This window comes from Flagellimonas profundi, from assembly GCF_017313275.1.
Taxonomy (GTDB): domain Bacteria; phylum Bacteroidota; class Bacteroidia; order Flavobacteriales; family Flavobacteriaceae; genus Flagellimonas; species Flagellimonas profundi.
In genome coordinates this window covers 441541-459316 of sequence record NZ_JAFLNM010000002.1, presented here as the reverse complement: position 1 = coordinate 459316, position 17776 = coordinate 441541, and the positions used below count along the sequence as shown (strand labels likewise).

The window sequence follows — 17776 nt, the reverse complement described above, 5'->3', positions numbered from 1 at the left end:
GACTTTAATTTTTCTTCTCTAGATGTTTTACCAATCCATGAATAGTCATTGAAATTTCATCACAAATGGCATAAAGCCTTCTAAAATTTTTGTCATCCAAATATTCAATATCCAAGGCCAAATATAATTGTGATTTCACTTCATAACAGGAAGCTTTGGCTACATTCAAAAAATAAATGAACTCCTTATTGGTTTTTCTTCCATACCCTTCAGCAATATTCGAAGAGACTGAAATAGAAGCTCTTCTAATTTGGTCTCGAAGGGCAAAATCCCTGCAAAATTCATTTTCACTAGGGATTTGGTATATCTCCCTGTTTAACTCTCTCGCCTTTTGCCAAGAGACAATTTGTTCAAACCCCTTTTTCATTCGATTTTAGTATTAATATCGGGGGTTCGATATTTATTTTATATATACATCAGAATTCTCAAGTCTTACCTCTGAAATCCAGCTAATCTTCGAGAATTCACTATAGTTTTTGGTTCTGCGATCTAAATCTGTCGGCCGATGACGTTTTTTGGTGCTTGGTCTTTCTCCCTTTTACCCGTTTTCTCCATAACTCGAAAGATGAACGTTTGAGGTTGCTGCGCATTACCTCCCTTACATCATTTTCCTTTAGGCCAAACTGGTATTCAATGGCCTCGAACGGGGTTCTGTCCTCCCAAGCCATCTCAATAATCCTATCAATCTGTCTTGTGGTCATTTTTTGAAATTTTTCGGGTTTATTATAAGAGTCCGAGTTCCAATTTCGCCTCTTCGCTCATCAGCTCTTGGGTCCATGGGGGGTCAAAGGTAATTTCCACCTCTACATCCTTTAGCATATCAATGGACTTTACCTTTTCCTCTACTTCCACGGGCAACGTTTCCGCAACCGGACAATTGGGAGAGGTAAGGGTCATCAAAATCTTTACTTCGTATTCCTCGTTAACGAACACGTCGTAAATCAAACCCAACTCGTAAATATCCACAGGAATTTCCGGGTCGTAAATAGTTTTGAGCACCTTTACGATTTTTTCTCCCAGTTCTTGCGTATCTATAGTAGTTTCTTCACTCATCCTAAGTTATTTTAACTGTGTTTGATAAGCAACCGCATATAATTTCAACTGCTTGATCATACTTACCAATCCGTTTGCACGCGTGGGCGATAAATGCTCCTTGAGGCCTATTTCATCTATAAACTCCACATCGGCATCAATAATATCCTGTGGTTTTTGGTTGCTGAACGCCCTAACCAGAATAGCTATGATTCCTTTGGTGATAATGGCATCACTATCGGCTGTGAAAACCAATTTATCCCCATCGAGTTCGGCATGCACCCACACCTTGCTCTGGCAACCTTTGATCAGGTTGTCATCGGTTTTGTACTGTTCCTCTATAAGGGGAAGCGATTTTCCGAGTTCTATCATGTATTCGTAACGCTGCATCCAGTCGTCGAACATGGAAAACTCGTCTATTATCTCTTCCTGTATCTCTTTTATGGTCATGCGATGGTTTTATTCAAAAATACAACTCGGTGGATTGCCATTCAAGTCTTTATGATAAAGATAACGGTTCGGCTACAGCAACATATTCTTTGCGCGTGTAACCCCCTCCACCAGTTTATCCACTTCTTCCTTGGTATTATAAAAGCTAAAACTGGCCCTTACTGTTCCCGGAATCCTATAAAAATCCATGATGGGCTGAGCACAATGGTGCCCTGTTCTCACAGCAATGCCCAATTTGTCCACAATGGTGCCTATGTCATAGGGGTGAACGCCTTCAATGTTAAAGGATATTACCGAAGTTTTGTGCGCTGCGGTCCCATAGATCTTTAAGCCTTCAATAGCAAGCAATTGTTCCGTGGCATATTGCACTAGCTCATCTTCGTATTGGGCAATAGCATCAAAACCAATGCTGTTCATATAATCCAAAGCAGCTCCAAAGGCAATGCCTCCGCAGATATTGGGTGTTCCTGCTTCAAACTTATGGGGTAAATCGGCATAGGTGGTCTTTTCAAAGGTTACCTCAGCGATCATTTCACCACCCCCTTGATACGGTGGTAATTTTTTAAGCCATTCCTCTTTTCCATACAACATTCCAACGCCCGTAGGCCCGCACATTTTGTGGGCCGAAACGGTATAAAAATCCACGTCCAGCGTTTGTAAGTCTGCTTTTATGTGTGCCGCTGCCTGTGCACCGTCTATTAATACGGCGGCTCCTGCTTTATGAGCGGCTTCGATGATTTCTTCTATCGGGTTGATGGTACCCAAAGCATTGGAAACATGGTTGCAGAAGACCAGCTTTGTCTTATCTGACAATAGCTTGTGGTATTCCTCCATGACCAACTCCCCTTCCAAATTCATTGGAATCACTTTTAGGATAGCACCAGTGCGCTCGCACAACATTTGCCAAGGCACAATATTGGAGTGATGCTCCATAGCCGAAACCAAAATTTCATCACCCTCCTTTAAAAAAGAAGTGAAACCGGTTGCCACCAAATTAATGCTTTGCGTGGTTCCCGAAGTAAAAATCACTTCGTGTGAATGAGCAATGTTAAAGTGCCTTTGGATTTTTTGACGTGCTGCTTCGTAAGCATCGGTTGCCTCTTGTGACAAGGTATGTACTCCACGATGGATATTGGCATTATACCTTTGGTAATAATCTACAATGGCATCGATCACCTGCTGCGGTGTCTGCGAGGTGGCTGCATTGTCCAAGTACACCAAAGGCTTACCATTGACCTCTCTTTGGAGGATGGGAAAATCCTTTCTAATGGCCTGTATGTCCAAAGTGGTCTCTATCATTATAATGTTGTGGTGAAAAGTTCAGTTTAGAGGTCAAACCCCATACGAACACCCAATTTTTCAGCAATAATCTTGTTGATTCTCGCCTTTAGCTCAGGAATACGGACACTCTCCAAAACGTTGTTGGCAAACGCATACATCATCAGCGCTTTGGCCTCTTTCTTTGGAATCCCCCTTGATCTTAGGTAGAAAAGTGCTTCTTCATCCAACTGACCAATGGTACATCCATGCGAACATTTTACGTCATCCGCGAAGATTTCCAATTGGGGTTTTGAGTTGATTGTCGACCTATCGCTCAACAATATGTTGTTATTCTGTTGAAAGGCGTCCGTTTTTTGGGCAATCTTGTCCACAATGATCTTTCCATTGAACACCCCTGTGGAGCTGTCGCCAAATATTCCTTTGTAATCTTGATGGCTCTCACAATTAGGCTGTGCATGGTGCACCAAGGTGTGATGGTCCACGTGCTGTTTGTCACCCAAAATAGTTATCCCTTTCAAGGTAGAATCGATTCGCTCACCATTCTGATAAAAATTCAGGTTGTTGCGAATCAGTTTTCCGCCCAAAGAGAAGGTGTGTACCCTCACTACACTTTTATCCTTTTGCGAAATGTAGGTGTTGTCCACCAAAGAAGCGGTAGGCGCATCGTTCTGAACCTTGTAATAGTCCACAATGGCATCTTTACCGGCGAAAATCTCCGTTACAGAATTGGTAAACACCTCATTTCCAGTCAAGCTTTGGTGACGTTCTATAATCTGGACCTCAGCGTTGTCCTCCGCTACTATTAAGTTACGTGGTTGCAACATCAAGGCTGCCTCGTTGCCCGTGGCCAAATGCAATATTTGGATAGGCTTTTTGGGCATTTTGTTTTTTGGGATGTAGATATAGGCTCCTTCTTTGCTGAAAGCAGTGTTCAACGAGGTCAACGACTCATCTTTGGAGGCCGCTTTGTTGAAATACACTTCAATCACCTGTTGGAACATTGGCTTACTGAATGCGGAACTCATCAAGCAAACATCTACACCATCGTGTGTTGTTTCAGACAGATAGGAACTGTAGACTCCATCTACGAATACAATTTTATAGGTGTCTATATCATGAAGGAAGTACTTCTTCACATCTTTGTACTCCAAGGTCGTTTCTTGCTTTGGAAAAATACTGAAATCGATTTTTTGCAAGCCTTTCAACGAAGTATACTTCCAAGCTTCATCCTTTTTTGTTGGGAAGCCTTTGGTCTCAAAGTTCTTAATGGCGTTGGATCTTTCTTCATGCACTGGATGATCTAAATCCAAGCCATCTTCAAAAGCCATAAAAGAGGAGACTAATTTTTCCTTTAAATCCATTCGTTTTTAATTGTCATTCCTGCGTTAGCAGAAATCTAATTAATGATTCTTTTTTTTTGATTCCCCTTTTCATGGGAATGACAAAACTGGTTATACCGCAGCTTCTTCTTTTAACCAATCGTATCCTTTTTCTTCCAATTCCAAGGCCAATTCCTTGGTTCCGGATTTTACGATTTTTCCATTGTACAACACATGTACAAAATCGGGAATGATGTATTCCAACAAACGTTGATAGTGCGTAATTACAATGATAGCGTTGTCCTTACTGCGTAATTTGTTGACACCATTGGCCACAATGCGCAGGGCATCGATATCCAAACCGGAATCGGTCTCGTCCAAAATGGCCAATTTGGGTTCCATCATTGCCATTTGGAATATTTCGTTACGCTTTTTTTCACCTCCGGAGAACCCTTCGTTCAAGGAACGGGAAAGAAATTTCCTGTCTATTTCCAACATTTCGGACTTCTCACGAATCTTTTTGAGCATTTCGCTGGCCGGCATGTCTTCCAGACCTTGTGCTTTTCTGGATTCGTTGATGGCGGTCTTCATAAAGTTGGTCACCGATACTCCTGGAATCTCAACTGGGTATTGGAAAGACAAGAACACTCCTTTGTGGGCTCTTTCTTCTGGGGAAAGCTCTTCCAAATCCTCTCCTTCCAAGAGAATGTTTCCTTCTCCCACTTCAAATTCTTCTTGACCTGCGATTACCTCGGCCAAGGTACTTTTACCGGAACCGTTAGGTCCCATAATGGCGTGTACCTCACCTGCATTCACCTTTAGGTTTATTCCCTTCAGGATTTCCTTATCCTCTACGCTTGCGTGTAAATTTTTGATTTCTAGCATGCTATTCTTCTTCAAATATTATTTTATGATGGTGGTTTATTATCCTACGGAGCCTTCCAAACTAATTTCCAACAGTTTTTGCGCTTCTACGGCAAATTCCATTGGGAGTTTGTTCAGCACCTCCTTGCTAAATCCATTTACAATCAGGGCAATGGCCTTCTCCGTATCGATTCCCCTTTGGTTACAATAGAAAATTTGGTCCTCACCAATTTTACTGGTGGTTGCCTCATGCTCTATTTGTGCTGTTTTGTTCTTGGCTTCAATGTAAGGGAACGTATGTGCCCCGCAACGGTTGCCCATCAACAGGGAATCACATTGCGAGAAGTTCCTTGCGTTTTCGGCACGGCTGTTCACCTGCACTAATCCACGGTAGCTGTTTTGTGACTGACCGGCAGAGATACCTTTGGAAATTATGGTGCTCTTGGTGTTCTTGCCCAAGTGAATCATTTTGGTTCCTGTATCTGCTTGCTGAAAATTGTTGGTCACGGCAATGGAGTAGAACTCACCGATCGAGTTGTCTCCTTTCAATACACAAGATGGGTACTTCCAAGTTACGGCCGATCCAGTTTCTACCTGTGTCCAAGAAATCTTAGCGTTCTTTTCACAAAGTCCACGCTTAGTAACAAAATTGAAAACCCCTCCTTTTCCTTCATTGTTACCAGGATACCAGTTCTGAACGGTAGAGTATTTGATTTCTGCATTGTCCAAAGCAATGAGCTCCACTACAGCTGCGTGCAGCTGGTTCTCGTCTCGCATTGGCGCGGTACATCCTTCCAAATAGCTCACGTAACTACCCTCTTCGGCAATCACCAAGGTTCTTTCGAACTGTCCCGTTCCCGCTTGGTTGATTCGGAAGTAGGTGGAAAGTTCCATGGGGCACCTTACTCCTTTGGGAATATAGCAGAAAGACCCATCGGAAAACACTGCTGAATTCAGGGCGGCATAAAAGTTGTCCTTTTTTGGAACTACTGTTCCCAAATATTTCTTCACCAATTCGGGATGTTCCTGAATGGCTTCGGAAATGGAACAGAAAATGATCCCTTTCTCGGCCAATGTCTTTTTGAATGTGGTCGCCACTGAAACAGAATCCATAACAATGTCCACTGCGACACCGGCCAATTTTTTCTGCTCATCCACGGAAATCCCCAACTTTTTGAAGGTTTCCAATAATTCTGGGTCCACTTCATCCAAGCTGTTATACTTGGGTTTTTTGTTCGGAGCTGAGTAGTAAGAAATATTTTGGAAGTCCGGTTTTTCGTAGGTCACATTGGCCCATTCCGGTTCCTCCATTTCTTTCCAGGCACGAAAAGCTTCCAATCGCCACTCCGTCATCCATTCCGGTTCTTCCTTCTTTTTGGAAATGGCAATAACAATGTCTTCGTTCAACCCTTTGGGAAGGGTGTCCGATTCAATGTCAGTGTAGAAACCATACTCGTACTCCTTGGTCTCCAGTTCTTTTTTTAATTCTTCTTCTGTATAAGCCATATATCTTTAAGTTAGCCAATTACAGGCCTTTAGTCAATGTTTATAGTGAAAAACTTTCTCCACATCCGCAGGTTCGTTGGGCATTGGGATTGTTGAACACAAAACCCTTCCCGTTCAAACCTCCAGAATATTCCAATGTGGTGCCCACCAAATACAAAAAGCTCTTTTTATCCACAATGATTCTCACATCATTATCTTCAAAAACCTTATCTGTATCCGCTGCGGATTTATCAAACTTCAATTCATAAGACAATCCACTGCACCCTCCACTTTTTACGCCAACACGCACAAAATCCGTGGTTGCATCAAAACCTTCCTCGGTCATGAGCGCCACCACTTTGTGCCTTGCTGATTCTGAAACCTTAATCATCTTACTTGTAATTAATCTAAATAGCCCACAAATATACTGTATATATAGGGTTTTACCATAGCAACTAACATTATTATAACGTATGATTCCATAGGCTTTTCCTATGGAAAATCAGGTTTATACCTCCACAAGGCCTATCAAGCCCCTGTTCGCAAGTATTTACATGATTTTTGACGCCGTTTCACCGAAAAAAATTTTATGTGCCATCCGACACCAGAATTTACGATTATCCTCATTATTTTTGCAAAATGCTAGAAGACAAGAATCAAGAACGTACATCTTTGGAAAAATTAGGCGAATTTGGCCTGATCGACCATCTAACCAAAAACTTTGAGCTCAAACAACCATCTTCCATAATTGGGGTGGGCGACGACGCCGCCGTAATGGACTACAATGGCAAAAAAACTGTTCTGTCCACCGACATGTTGGTGGAAGGGGTCCATTTTGACTTAAGTTATATGCCCCTAAAACATTTGGGCTACAAGTCAGTTATGGTCAATCTTTCCGATATCTACGCCATGAACGCCATAGCTACTCAGGTTACCGTTTCGTTGGCCATTTCCAATAGGTTTCCTTTGGAAGCGCTAGAGGAGTTTTATGCTGGAGTTGCATTGGCCTGTAAATTGTACAATGTGGATTTGGTCGGTGGCGACACCACTTCTTCCGCAAGGGGAATGATTATTAGCGTAACGGCGATCGGTGCTGCAAATGAGAGCGACATCGTTTACCGAAAAGGCGGAAAACCCAACGATTTGTTGGTTGTAACCGGTGATATTGGAGGAGCCTATTTGGGACTTCAGGTGCTGGAGCGTGAAAAAGAGGTTTTTAAAGTAAATCCGAACAGTCAACCCGATCTTGAACCCTATTCCTACATCGTTGAACGCCAATTGAAACCCGAAGCTCGGAAGGACATTGTTGAGTTGCTCAAAAAATTGGAAGTAAAGCCTACTTCAATGATCGACATTAGCGACGGCCTTTCTTCCGAAGTGATTCATTTGTGCAAGCACAGTGATGTTGGCTGTAATGTTTTTGAGGAGAAAATCCCATTGGACCCGACCGTGATTTCAGCATCAGAGGAATTTAAAATGGACAGCACCATGATCGCTTTGAGCGGTGGTGAGGATTATGAGTTATTGTTCACCATTGACCAAGCAGATTTTCCAAAAATAAAAGGGAATCCTAACCTGACCGTGATTGGACATATGACGGAAAAGAACGAGGGCATTCACTTGATTACGAGAGGGGAGGCCAAAATTCCGATTACCGCACAGGGCTGGAACTCGTTCAACGAATAAAAAAATCCCGAAAATCAAGGGCATCCCTACATCATGGCATTGGGGCACGCAACCATTAGCAGCAGGCAATTACTTAAGTTTCCGGGATAAGATTTGGGTCTTTCCTAAAATAAAAAAAGGCTATGCCACTTGGTGCACTACCCTGCTTTTTCTTTTTCTGTACATATCTTCCAATGTACTGTTTATTTCTTGCATTTGAGGAGTCAAGGCAGAAAGCTTGCCACTAACATCGGTTGTGACCTCTTTTTGGCAATGAATGCATTTGTACTCTTTAATGTGCTGGGTTACTTTTTTTGAAACCACATAATGGTGCCCGAACAAGTTGCAAAAGAAAGAAGAAAATTTGTTGCCATGTTGCGTAGTAGTTGTTTTCATAAGCTGGTGCATGTTTGGAGAAAAGCGATGATTTACGAAATGGGGCTTCGAAAAATGCTTAAATTGGTTCGTAGTTTTTTGTTATACAAATTGATTTTAGAAGTTCATTTTTAATAGGAACGAATGTTGATAACTTTTTATTTCATATTTACTTTCATAAAGTATTTTTTTCGATGAAATACAATAAAATCGACAAAAAGCCATCTTTTTTCGCTCAAAAACACTTTCGTAATATAGTACATTGAAAACAAATTATCAACAACGCATTAGTAAAAAATCGTTAACAGTTACCGCTTTTGCTCTTTTTTCCCTTTTTTTTGGCGCTGGAAACTTGGTACTTCCCCCTCTTTTGGGGTTTAAATCCGGTGATTTGTGGTGGTTGGTCACCTTGGGGTTTTGTATTTCGGGAGTAGTTATTCCTATTTTAGGGATAATTGCCCATTCAAAAATACAGGGCACCCTTTTTGATTTTGCCAAAAAAGTATCGCCCACTTTTAGTGTGATCTACTGTTATTTAATCTATGCCATTGCCATTGCGTTGCCATCACCACGGACGGCATCTGTAACGCACGAAATGGCCATCCAGCCATTTTGGGATTCCCCATCATTGCTTACCAGTCTTGTTTATTTCATGCTCGTGTTTGTGTTTGCCATCAACCGCACTAAGGTTCTGGACGCATTGGGCAAACTTTTGACCCCAGGTATCCTTATCATTCTTTTGATAATGATTTCCACCGCTGTTTTTACTTTGGATTTTGACTTTATGCCTGCTCAAATGAACCAACCTTTTAGCTCGGGCATTTTGGAAGGTTATCAAACTTTTGATGCCATTGGCGCAGTCGTGGTAGGAGCCGTAATCATCATTTCCATCAACTTAAAAGAAAAAGCTGCTTCCTTTGAAGAAAAAAAGAGACTCATTGGCAGCGCGGGACTATGGGCGGGAATCGGCCTGTTTTTGGTATATGGAGGCTTAATACTTACAGGGGCCTTGTTCGGGGATTCCTTTGGTACAGACATTTCCAGGACAGCTCTTTTACGGGGAGTCAGCTCAAAAACCTTAGGACAAACAGCCAATCTGTTACTCAGTGTTTTGGTAAGTTTAGCCTGTTTTACTACTGCTGTTGGCATAGTAACCGGAACTTCAGATTTTATTAAAGGACGATTCAACGATTCCCTATTGGCTTATCGCATTACCGCTTTTTTTGGTTGTTTGCTGGGAGTGCTCGTGGGTCAGTTTGATGTAGGCTATATTATTACCGTAGCTGTTCCGTCACTAATGTTTATTTATCCGATAACCATTGTTTTGATTTTACTGAATGTTGTTCCAAATAAGTGGAGTTCGCCAAAGGTGTTTAAACAAGTGGTTTGGACAACCATCTTGTTCAGCGTTCCTGATTTTTTGGCAAGCATTGGTTTTGAAGAATTAATTTTCCCTTATGTTGATTGGATTCCATTTAGCGAACACCAACTCGGTTGGGTGCTTCCCGCACTAATCGCATTTGTGGTTTTGAATATTGTTTACGGTAAGCAACCAACTCCAAATTAATCCTGTTTTCTTTCAAAACTGCAGAAGATAAAATTCTGTGTTGTTTCGAATGGGGTCGTATGGTCTTCAGTCTTGCATTGGATTTGATGAAAACCATTAAAGAATGCTGCCTCCATTTGCTCTTCATCATACTGCTTAATGTCCAGCCCACTACATTTTTTGGGACCGTTTTTAGAAAATGTGCCCAAAATCATATGTCCAGCTACCGCTTTTTTGGTCAGCTCTACGTAGGTTTTAATTTGTTCGGGTTCCGTTAAAAAGTGAAATGCCGCCCGATCGTGCCATAGATCATAAGTTTCTTGTGGTTTAAAATTGAGGATATCACTTTCCACCCATTTAACGTTATGGGCTTTATCGCCAAGCCTTGCTTTGGCACGCCCCAAGGCTTTGCCCGAAATATCGAGAACTGTAATATTTTCAAAGCCTTCACTGAGCAAATAATCCACCAATTTGCTGTCGCCACCACCAACATCAATGATTCTTGCTGTTTTGTCCAGTTTGCACGAATGGATAAAATCCAGAGAAGTCTGCGGAATCTCCTGGGTCCAACTTACCTCATCCGGTTTTTTTGTTTTATAAACGGTTTCCCAGTGTGTTTTTCTGTCCATTTCGCTCATTTTTGGTCAATACAGAACTGAATCAAAAAAGGATTTCATTTCTGCAGCGTAGGGAACTCCAAATTTAGCAAAGGTCGCTCTTGTTTGAGCGTCGGGTTTCCAATCAAAAAACGCGTGCCCTGCTCCTTCAACTTGAATATATTCGACCGTTTGACCATTCTTTTTCAAGTCTTGCACGTAAGGCTGAACGACCTCATTACTGATCAATGGGTCTTGGGTTCCTCTTACTATAAAGTGAGGTATGGCACGATCTGCCACATTGGGCACATGGGCCGCTGGAGATACAGCATCAAAATATTCCTTTCCTGCTTGTTGAGGCATAAATTGCTTAAAATCCTCAGCGCTAAATGGTCCGTAACTCGGCGCTACGACTTTTATAGCCTCTGTTATTTCTTTATTCACGGCCTCGACAGTTTTTCCATTTGGCATATAGGATGGCATAAATTCATAAACATCGTTAGCCTTGCCAAAACCACCGTCACCGATCATAGGGCTCAATATTGCAGCAGATGCAGATAAATGACCTCCTGCACTATCTCCGGTTATAGCAATTTTGGTTGGGTCTCCCCCGTATTCGGCAGCATGTTCCTGAATGTGGGCAATGGCTCCAAAAACATCTTCAATAAGTTCATGCATGGCATTGGGTTCTTCATCACCATCCAATTGGTTCACCCACCTATAATCTATACTCACGACCACATACTGATCACCTTTGGCAAGCTCACGAGCCAAGCCTCTCATAATATCCTCATTATTGGATGACCATCCCCCACCGTGCACGATAATGGCGAAAGGCAAATTTTCTGCTCCTTTTGGGGAATACACGTCATACTTTAAAGGTTTTACTCCTGGCTTTGCATATACCACATCGCGGGTTACATTCAAGTTGCTCACCAAGCCATCCTCCACAAAAGTGGCTCCAATGGACATATCCTTATCTACGGTAATTTTCATGGAGCCAGTAAAGTTCTCTACACTTGTGGTTCCCCACATTCCTCCTTTATAGGTATAATAAATAGCGTCCAAACTAAATCCTTCGGAAGGACTGGCCTGTACGGTCAACTCTGTTCCGGATGGAACCATACCATCTTCGGGAATTTCGGGAGAAACGGTATATGCACCATTTTCGGGTGAAACCAGTGTTACTTTAAAATTTTCTTGAATGGTTTTGTTCGCTGTGTTGGCGGCCATGGAAAAAACGGACATAAAAATTAGTGAAAGAATCGAGATTGTTTTGGACATTATCTTATCTGTAATTTGGATTAGTTGGAAAAACCTAAAGTTAGGACATTTTCCTAGTCGCAGCAACAGTACTTGTTGCTCTTCGCCTTTTCAAAACATTCTTTTCCTTCGGTAAAAGCAAAATACGCCAACCCCAAAGTACCTAAGCTGTCAATATACGGTATTTCAAAAAGCTCATAGATCCCACTACTCACCAACAAGATTATAGACATGTACACGCAAACCAAAGTGCAGTTGGCATCGGCCATAATCGGTGCGGAGTTGAGCTGACGACCAACTTTTCGTTTCCACCAAACCAAAATCCACATAATTAATATGGATATAGCTGAGATAACCACACCCCAAAAGGTGGTCAACGGTTTGTGCCCTGTCCAAATATTATAAACACTGGATACAACCAGTCCTACAACCAAGATATAGAAAGCCACTCCTGTTATCCTTAGCGCTGTCCGTTCAAAGTTGTCGCGGTTGCTCTCAGGATATTTTTGAATACGCAAAACCATGTGGGCAATGCCGAGCCCCGAAATCACTTCGATAAAACTGTCCGTACCAAAACCAAAAAGGGCAAGGCTTTCGTCCTCAAACCCTAAATATGTGGAGACTATGCCTTCTGCAATGTTGTAAAAGATGGTGAACAAAGCCAGGCCAAATGCGGTACGGTAAAGTTTATCCTGCTTTTCCAAAATGAATTGATTTCGCTTTTGGTGAAGTTCGCAGTTTTATAGTGGAAAGCCAAGCTGGGTTCTCGAAACTTCAATTCCTTATTCCGAATCCTTCTTCTTTTTATTGTAGTAGTAGATACCATATGCTATGGCCGCCAAAACCACGAAAGGGAGGTAACTACCGATGACCACTCCAATTTCGTAGGCGCTATCGGGAGCTTCCTCCATCTTTTTTTCAATGTTGGTTTGTTGAAATAGAAGAATGGGATTCATTTTATTATCAATTTTCGCTTCAGGGAAAACGCAATGTTATTCAAATTATCCCTATTTCATTGATTCATTACAAACTTAGGTTAAATGAACTTATCACCATAACTAGTTTTGAGGGGGTGTTTCACTAATTTTCATCACACATTGTGAATTGGTGCCGCCTTCACATTTACAACTCGTTGTAATGGTTCCAGTATTCGGGTCGTAGGATCCACTTGCATAACAACAACGCCCACCTGAGCAACTAATATAAATGTCTTTATTTAGTTTAGCGGTTAGCTCGCCAGATTTAGGCCGGCTTTCAAATTTTAAAATGGTACCCTTTTCAAAATTGAAGTTTTCAATATTTCTGACAATGATCACTTTATGTAAATTATTGTTCAGTGAATACGCAACCGAAGCTGCCAACTTTCCCTTTTGTTCTATGTTAAAATATTCAATATTAGTGATTTGTAAGTTGTTTGAATCTATGGAAAGCTTTTTAGATAATTCCTTTAAATTGTTTGCCAAAAGTTCTCCGTTCGGTGCTTTAAGTGACAATGAAAGATCTTCGTTTTCGTAGGGCTCAGGATTGTTGTTGCTGCAAGAACATACAACAAAATAGATTATCAATGATTTTAATAAAAGCCTCATATCTTAATGTTTCAGTTCATATTAAATCTATAAATAAATGAGCTTCTACATACTTCCCAATTGACAGGTAAAAGATTTGAATTGATGAATGCTTGTTCTTAACTGACGAACCAGTTTTGTTGAATTAACTCCATAAAAAAAGGCAACCTTTTTCAGGTTGCCTTTTATTGCCTTTTATTGCCTTTTAGAGTATTTATTTATTCATCAACTCCTCTATCTCTTCAATTTCTATTGGGATATTGCGCATCAAATTGAACGGCTCCCCTTTTTCTTGGATCACGACATCATCCTCCAAACGGATTCCCATTCCTTCAGCCGGAATATAAATACCGGGTTCCACTGTAAATACCATATTGGCTTTCATCGGCTTTTTCAATTCGCCGTAATCGTGGGTATTCAATCCAATGTGATGGCTGGTCCCGTGCATAAAGTATTTTTTGTAGGCCGGCCAATCTGGATTTTCGTTTTGTACATCGGCCTTGTCCAACAAGCTCAAACCAATCAACTCGGAAGTCATCAGTTTGCCTACTTCCTTGTGGTATTCTGCCCAAATGGTTCCAGGCACCAACATTTTGGTTGCTTCGTCCTTTACACGGAGTACTGCCTTGTAAACTTCTTTTTGTCTATCGGTAAATTTACCGTTTGCCGGTATGGTACGTGTCATATCACTGGAATAGTTGGCGTACTCAGCCGCAAGGTCCAACAATATCATATCACCATCCTGTACTTGTTGGTTGTTTTCCAGGTAATGGAGCACGTTGGCATTGTTGCCCGAGGCGATAATTGGGCTATATGCAAATCCTTTGGAACGGTTTCGGATAAATTCGTGCAAAAATTCCGCTTCAATTTCATGCTCCCAAACACCTGGTTTTACAAACTCCAATACTCTTCTGAATCCTTTTTCGGTGATATCGCAAGCGGTTTGCATCAATTTGATCTCTTCTGGTTCTTTGACCCCGCGAATATTTTGTAAAATAGGATTGCTCTTGGCCCATTGATGCGCTGGATATTCCTTTTTACATTTTTCTATGAACCTATCTTCCCGAGTTTGGGTTTCCACCGCTTGTCGGTAATGTTCGTTGGTATTAAAGTAAATGGTATCCGCCTCGGTCATTAAATCAAAAAAGATCTTGTCAAAATCAGTGAGCCAATAAACCGTTTCTATGCCGGAAACTTCTGTTGCCTTCTCTTTGGTTAGCTTCGCCCCTTCCCAAACGGCGATGTGATCGTTCGTCTCCCTCACAAAAAGAATTTCCCTGTGCTTGGGGTCCATCGCATCGGGGAACAGCAATAAAATAGTTTCCTCTTGGTCTGCTCCGCTCAAATAAAAAATATCACGATCCTGTTCAAAGGGCAGGGTACTATCGGCACCAATGGGATAAATATCGTTCGAGTTAAAAACTGCTATACTTTTAGGCCTCATTTGAGCCGTGAATTTTTTACGGTTCTTTACAAAAAGATTACTGTCTATTTGAGCGTATTTCATATCTATGATTTGATTTGCCCAAATTTAGGTAATTGCGTTACCGAAGACAAATCCTTAACTTCCTTATCAAATTGAAAAAATGCAACTCAACCTAAGTATTCCCGCGCTTCTTTTTCCTGCTATTTCCTTAACAATGTTAGCATACAATGCAAGGTATCTGGCCATTGCGGCACTGATCCGCCAACTTCACAAGCAGTTCGAGGAAACTTCTGCCCAACCTCTAAAACAACAAATCAACCAATTACGTACACGCTTGGGCATTATTAAAAATATGCAGGCCTCTGCCATCGTAAGTTTTTTATTGGCTGCAGTTACCATGTTTTTGATCTATGTGGAAATGCGGGTTTGGGCCAATGCCATCTTCGGAATCAGCTTGGTTTTCTTAATGATCTCTTTGATTCTCTCCCTTTTGGAAGTGCAGTTATCCACAAGAGCATTGGGAATTCAACTAAAAAGCATGGAGAAATAATACGGTAATAAAACAGCTTCTGTAAGAATAACTCTTTTGGCTTTTATAATGAAAAAATGGTCGTCAATTGAAAAGGCCATTGTACCAATTCGTAAACACCATTGATTGATTATACTCAAAAAGACCCACTGCCTAAATCTATTTTTAATGGATACTATTCATTAAGAACACTAGAGAAATTATGCAGCGTGTCAAAGATTTACAATTTTTTAAAACCATCAGGGAAATCAGGGAATACGAATTTGGGGTGTTCTACTTCTTTAATGGATTGGTCATTTCCGAAATGAAGGAAGGAGAGATCTTTGATTGGTCAGTTGCTGAAAAAATTATAGGGGTAGCCAACGAGGTTCTAGGAAAAGACGAACCCCTTGCCTATATCAGCAACCGAATCCATAATTACTCGATTGTTCCAACGGATTGGTTAAAATTCTATAAACATCACAATCAACTGGAATTTTATTCAGTAGTTGCCTATAACCAAAGTGGATTGGCTAGTTTGGTGTTGGAAAACATGTTCTTTCGAAATAACATACGTCAATTTTGCAATCTGGAAGACGCCATAAAATGGAGCTTGAACGAAATCAACAAAAAAATAATGGAACAGCCTGGATAAACTAGGGCAAACCAGCTTATTTTCTGTTTCTTCTACCATTCTTTTCTACAAATTGAACAATAGATTTGGCGACATTTACCCCCGTGGCGGCCTCAATGCCCTTAAGACCAGGAGAGGCATTGACCTCGATCAACAAAGGCCCTCTTTTTGATCTTATCAAATCCACACCGGCAACACCAAGACCCAGATGCTTGGTTGCGTTGATGGCCATGAATTTTTCTCGTGGGGTCAGTTGTACTTTCTGGGTCTCTGCACCCCTGTGCACATTGGACCTAAAATCATCAAGTTCACTGGTGCGCTTCATACTGGCCACAATTTTGTTGCCCACCACTACTATTCTCAAATCTTCTCCATTGGCCTCTTCGATATACTCCTGTAGCAAAATGCTGGTGTTCATATTGTACAACGTATCTATCACGGATTTTGCCGACTTTTTGCTTTCGGCCAAAATAACCCCTTTACCCTGGGTGCCCTCCTGTAGTTTTATGATTACAGGTGCCCCGCCCAAAAGCTCTATCTGATCTTCAACATTGTTTGGGTTGATGGAAAACACCGTGTTTGGAACGGAAATACCCTTTTTGGACATCATCTGTAAGGTAGAAACCTTATTTCTTGCCCTAATGATCCCCAATGACTTCGCTGTACTAAAAACATGGTTCATCTCAAACTGCTTTACAATAGCCGCTCCATGTCTGGTCACCGTAGTACCGATTCGTGGGACAACGGCATCGAACTCATCCGTAATATCCTCCGTTCCATAAAAAATTTTTGACTGGTCCCCTCCCAATTGTACCGAGCATTTCGTATGGTCAATATGCTCCACGTAATGGCCTGCCTTTTCAAATTCCTCGGCAATCCTAGCTGTGGAATACACATTAAGGCTTACGGAAAGAATGGCGACATCCATGTTTTTTGCATTGGTTTGAAAATCAACCGTAATATCGGTTAAAATTCGCAAAATCAAATTCCGAAGGATTAAATCCCAGTAGCTTAAAATGAATCTAAATAAACGGTTTTACAATGTTGAAAGCTTGTTAAAAACTCATCCGTACTGTATTTTTGTGTAAAAACTAACTTCTAATGAGTTTGATAAAATCTTCGTTGGCCCGAAAATATGTCATGGCCCTATCGGGTCTTTTTTTGGTCACATTTTTGATTCTTCACGTGACCATCAATTTGGCCTCGGTAATTTCCCCGGAATTTTTTAATGAAGCATCCCACTTTATGGGCTACAACCCCATCGTACAATTTTTGATGCAGCCTATTTTAATTGCAGGTGTAATCATACATTTTGTAATGGGCTTTGTTTTGGAAATCCAGAACAAGAAGGCCAGGGATGTAAGTTATGTTAAGTACAAAGGCAGTGCGAACGCATCTTGGGTTTCCAGAAACATGATTTATTCAGGTTTGGTGATCCTTGCTTTCTTGGCATTGCACTTCTACGATTTCTGGGTGCACGAAATGGCCTATAAATATGTTGAGGCCAATCCTGAGGACCCAACACGTTACTATCACGAAACGGTCGAGAAATTCGAACCGATCTGGAGAACCGTTCTTTACGTGGTTGCCTTTGTGTTGCTAGGCTTGCACTTGTGGCACGGCTTTGCCTCCTCGTTACAATCCATGGGTGCGAACAACAAGTACACCGCTGGATTCAAAAAATTTGCTAAAATATTTGCGGTAGTGGTACCCTTGGCATTTGCATTTATCGCCATATACCACCACCTTAACCCAATAACACATTAA

General features: G+C 41.4%; 22 protein-coding genes. 5 read left to right on the top strand and 17 right to left on the bottom strand.

Going from position 1 to position 17776, the window contains the following annotated elements; genetic code table 11:
• Positions 1 to 4 precede the first annotated feature (4 nt).
• The 9 genes from J0654_RS11045 to J0654_RS11005 form a co-directional block, all read right to left on the bottom strand.
• Positions 5 to 367 carry a four helix bundle protein gene (locus J0654_RS11045; protein WP_207028914.1) on the bottom strand — a complete coding sequence of 121 codons (363 nt, stop codon included), beginning with the start codon at positions 365 to 367 and terminating at the stop codon, positions 5 to 7.
• 100 nt (positions 368 to 467) lie between these two features.
• Complete coding sequence (locus J0654_RS11040; RefSeq protein ID WP_207028912.1) at positions 468 to 701, bottom strand: TIGR03643 family protein; 234 nt, start codon at positions 699 to 701, stop codon at positions 468 to 470.
• 22 nt (positions 702 to 723) lie between these two features.
• Positions 724 to 1053, bottom strand: a complete 330-nt coding sequence (locus J0654_RS11035) for an iron-sulfur cluster assembly protein (RefSeq protein WP_108245524.1) — start codon at positions 1051 to 1053, stop codon at positions 724 to 726.
• A gap of 6 nt (positions 1054 to 1059) precedes the next feature.
• Positions 1060 to 1482 carry a SufE family protein gene (locus J0654_RS11030; RefSeq protein ID WP_207028910.1) on the bottom strand — a complete coding sequence of 141 codons (423 nt, stop codon included), beginning with the start codon at positions 1480 to 1482 and terminating at the stop codon, positions 1060 to 1062.
• A gap of 72 nt (positions 1483 to 1554) precedes the next feature.
• Entirely contained in the window at positions 1555 to 2781 is a 1227-nt protein-coding gene (locus J0654_RS11025) for an aminotransferase class V-fold PLP-dependent enzyme (RefSeq protein ID WP_313783718.1), read from the bottom strand.
• A gap of 26 nt (positions 2782 to 2807) precedes the next feature.
• Entirely contained in the window at positions 2808 to 4124 is a 1317-nt protein-coding gene (gene sufD, locus J0654_RS11020; protein ID WP_207028908.1) for a Fe-S cluster assembly protein SufD, read from the bottom strand.
• Positions 4125 to 4214: 90 nt separating this feature from the next.
• Positions 4215 to 4967 carry a Fe-S cluster assembly ATPase SufC gene (sufC, locus tag J0654_RS11015; protein ID WP_207028906.1) on the bottom strand — a complete coding sequence of 251 codons (753 nt, stop codon included), beginning with the start codon at positions 4965 to 4967 and terminating at the stop codon, positions 4215 to 4217.
• Between the two features lie 39 nt (positions 4968 to 5006).
• Positions 5007 to 6452: a Fe-S cluster assembly protein SufB gene (sufB, locus tag J0654_RS11010; RefSeq protein WP_207028904.1), complete on the bottom strand. Its 1446-nt coding sequence runs from the start codon at positions 6450 to 6452 to the stop codon at positions 5007 to 5009.
• A gap of 40 nt (positions 6453 to 6492) precedes the next feature.
• Entirely contained in the window at positions 6493 to 6822 is a 330-nt protein-coding gene (locus J0654_RS11005) for a HesB/IscA family protein (protein ID WP_207028902.1), read from the bottom strand.
• 248 nt (positions 6823 to 7070) lie between these two features.
• Between J0654_RS11005 and thiL the strand changes: the two genes are divergently transcribed.
• Positions 7071 to 8117, top strand: coding sequence for a thiamine-phosphate kinase (gene thiL / locus J0654_RS11000; protein WP_207028900.1), 1047 nt, complete (start codon positions 7071 to 7073; stop codon positions 8115 to 8117).
• Positions 8118 to 8237: 120 nt separating this feature from the next.
• On the opposite strand, the gene J0654_RS10995 is transcribed toward thiL, so the two are convergent.
• Positions 8238 to 8492, bottom strand: coding sequence for a hypothetical protein (locus J0654_RS10995; RefSeq protein ID WP_207028898.1), 255 nt, complete (start codon positions 8490 to 8492; stop codon positions 8238 to 8240).
• Between the two features lie 241 nt (positions 8493 to 8733).
• Between J0654_RS10995 and brnQ the strand changes: the two genes are divergently transcribed.
• A complete protein-coding gene (brnQ, locus tag J0654_RS10990; protein ID WP_207028896.1) occupies positions 8734 to 10038 on the top strand; it encodes a branched-chain amino acid transport system II carrier protein in 1305 nt (434 codons plus the stop codon).
• Here the strand turns inward: brnQ and J0654_RS10985 are convergent.
• From J0654_RS10985 to J0654_RS10960, 6 genes are all read right to left on the bottom strand, one after another.
• On the bottom strand, positions 10035 to 10655 hold the full coding sequence (locus J0654_RS10985) for a class I SAM-dependent methyltransferase (protein ID WP_207028894.1): 621 nt from the start codon (positions 10653 to 10655) through the stop codon (positions 10035 to 10037). The two genes, brnQ and J0654_RS10985, sit on opposite strands and share 4 nt — an antisense overlap.
• 6 nt (positions 10656 to 10661) lie before the next feature.
• Positions 10662 to 11897: an alpha/beta hydrolase gene (locus J0654_RS10980; RefSeq protein ID WP_207028892.1), complete on the bottom strand. Its 1236-nt coding sequence runs from the start codon at positions 11895 to 11897 to the stop codon at positions 10662 to 10664.
• 53 nt (positions 11898 to 11950) lie between these two features.
• A complete protein-coding gene (locus J0654_RS10975; protein ID WP_237685960.1) occupies positions 11951 to 12580 on the bottom strand; it encodes a cation efflux transmembrane domain-containing protein in 630 nt (209 codons plus the stop codon).
• A 78-nt stretch (positions 12581 to 12658) separates the two neighbouring features.
• Positions 12659 to 12832 carry a hypothetical protein gene (locus J0654_RS10970; RefSeq protein ID WP_207028890.1) on the bottom strand — a complete coding sequence of 58 codons (174 nt, stop codon included), beginning with the start codon at positions 12830 to 12832 and terminating at the stop codon, positions 12659 to 12661.
• Between the two features lie 102 nt (positions 12833 to 12934).
• The gene (locus J0654_RS10965) at positions 12935 to 13462 is read right to left on the bottom strand and encodes a hypothetical protein (protein WP_207028888.1); all 528 of its coding nucleotides are present in this window, start codon (positions 13460 to 13462) and stop codon (positions 12935 to 12937) included.
• Between the two features lie 193 nt (positions 13463 to 13655).
• Positions 13656 to 14948, bottom strand: a complete 1293-nt coding sequence (locus J0654_RS10960; protein ID WP_207028885.1) for an aminopeptidase P family protein — start codon at positions 14946 to 14948, stop codon at positions 13656 to 13658.
• Positions 14949 to 15027: 79 nt separating this feature from the next.
• Here J0654_RS10960 and J0654_RS10955 point away from each other — a divergent pair, with 79 nt between their 5' ends.
• Positions 15028 to 15417: a DUF2721 domain-containing protein gene (locus J0654_RS10955; RefSeq protein ID WP_207028884.1), complete on the top strand. Its 390-nt coding sequence runs from the start codon at positions 15028 to 15030 to the stop codon at positions 15415 to 15417.
• A gap of 181 nt (positions 15418 to 15598) precedes the next feature.
• Complete coding sequence (locus J0654_RS10950; protein WP_207028882.1) at positions 15599 to 16030, top strand: hypothetical protein; 432 nt, start codon at positions 15599 to 15601, stop codon at positions 16028 to 16030.
• A 16-nt stretch (positions 16031 to 16046) separates the two neighbouring features.
• Here the strand turns inward: J0654_RS10950 and J0654_RS10945 are convergent, their stop codons facing one another.
• Positions 16047 to 16988, bottom strand: a complete 942-nt coding sequence (locus J0654_RS10945) for a RimK family alpha-L-glutamate ligase (protein ID WP_237685959.1) — start codon at positions 16986 to 16988, stop codon at positions 16047 to 16049.
• Positions 16989 to 17110: 122 nt separating this feature from the next.
• Here J0654_RS10945 and J0654_RS10940 point away from each other — a divergent pair, with 122 nt between their 5' ends.
• Positions 17111 to 17776, top strand: coding sequence for a succinate dehydrogenase cytochrome b subunit (locus J0654_RS10940; RefSeq protein WP_207028880.1), 666 nt, complete (start codon positions 17111 to 17113; stop codon positions 17774 to 17776).

Excerpts from the sequence above, each read along its gene's own strand:
- J0654_RS10940 (WP_207028880.1), top strand. The coding sequence starts at position 17,111 with ATGAGTTTGATAAAATCTTCGTTGGCCCGAAAATATGTCATGGCCCTA.
- J0654_RS10980 (WP_207028892.1), bottom strand. The coding sequence starts at position 11,897 with ATGTCCAAAACAATCTCGATTCTTTCACTAATTTTTATGTCCGTTTTT.
- J0654_RS11030 (WP_207028910.1), bottom strand. The coding sequence starts at position 1,482 with ATGACCATAAAAGAGATACAGGAAGAGATAATAGACGAGTTTTCCATG.
- thiL (WP_207028900.1), top strand. The coding sequence starts at position 7,071 with ATGCTAGAAGACAAGAATCAAGAACGTACATCTTTGGAAAAATTAGGC.
- J0654_RS10985 (WP_207028894.1), bottom strand. The coding sequence starts at position 10,655 with ATGAGCGAAATGGACAGAAAAACACACTGGGAAACCGTTTATAAAACA.
- J0654_RS11045 (WP_207028914.1), bottom strand. The coding sequence starts at position 367 with ATGAAAAAGGGGTTTGAACAAATTGTCTCTTGGCAAAAGGCGAGAGAG.
- J0654_RS11040 (WP_207028912.1), bottom strand. The coding sequence starts at position 701 with ATGACCACAAGACAGATTGATAGGATTATTGAGATGGCTTGGGAGGAC.
- J0654_RS11025 (WP_313783718.1), bottom strand. The coding sequence starts at position 2,781 with ATGATAGAGACCACTTTGGACATACAGGCCATTAGAAAGGATTTTCCC.
- J0654_RS11035 (WP_108245524.1), bottom strand. The coding sequence starts at position 1,053 with ATGAGTGAAGAAACTACTATAGATACGCAAGAACTGGGAGAAAAAATC.
- J0654_RS10960 (WP_207028885.1), bottom strand. The coding sequence starts at position 14,948 with ATGAAATACGCTCAAATAGACAGTAATCTTTTTGTAAAGAACCGTAAA.
- J0654_RS10965 (WP_207028888.1), bottom strand. The coding sequence starts at position 13,462 with ATGAGGCTTTTATTAAAATCATTGATAATCTATTTTGTTGTATGTTCT.
- sufC (WP_207028906.1), bottom strand. The coding sequence starts at position 4,967 with ATGCTAGAAATCAAAAATTTACACGCAAGCGTAGAGGATAAGGAAATC.
- sufD (WP_207028908.1), bottom strand. The coding sequence starts at position 4,124 with ATGGATTTAAAGGAAAAATTAGTCTCCTCTTTTATGGCTTTTGAAGAT.
- J0654_RS10970 (WP_207028890.1), bottom strand. The coding sequence starts at position 12,832 with ATGAATCCCATTCTTCTATTTCAACAAACCAACATTGAAAAAAAGATG.
- J0654_RS10950 (WP_207028882.1), top strand. The coding sequence starts at position 15,599 with ATGCAGCGTGTCAAAGATTTACAATTTTTTAAAACCATCAGGGAAATC.
- sufB (WP_207028904.1), bottom strand. The coding sequence starts at position 6,452 with ATGGCTTATACAGAAGAAGAATTAAAAAAAGAACTGGAGACCAAGGAG.
- J0654_RS10955 (WP_207028884.1), top strand. The coding sequence starts at position 15,028 with ATGCAACTCAACCTAAGTATTCCCGCGCTTCTTTTTCCTGCTATTTCC.
- J0654_RS11005 (WP_207028902.1), bottom strand. The coding sequence starts at position 6,822 with ATGATTAAGGTTTCAGAATCAGCAAGGCACAAAGTGGTGGCGCTCATG.
- J0654_RS10995 (WP_207028898.1), bottom strand. The coding sequence starts at position 8,492 with ATGAAAACAACTACTACGCAACATGGCAACAAATTTTCTTCTTTCTTT.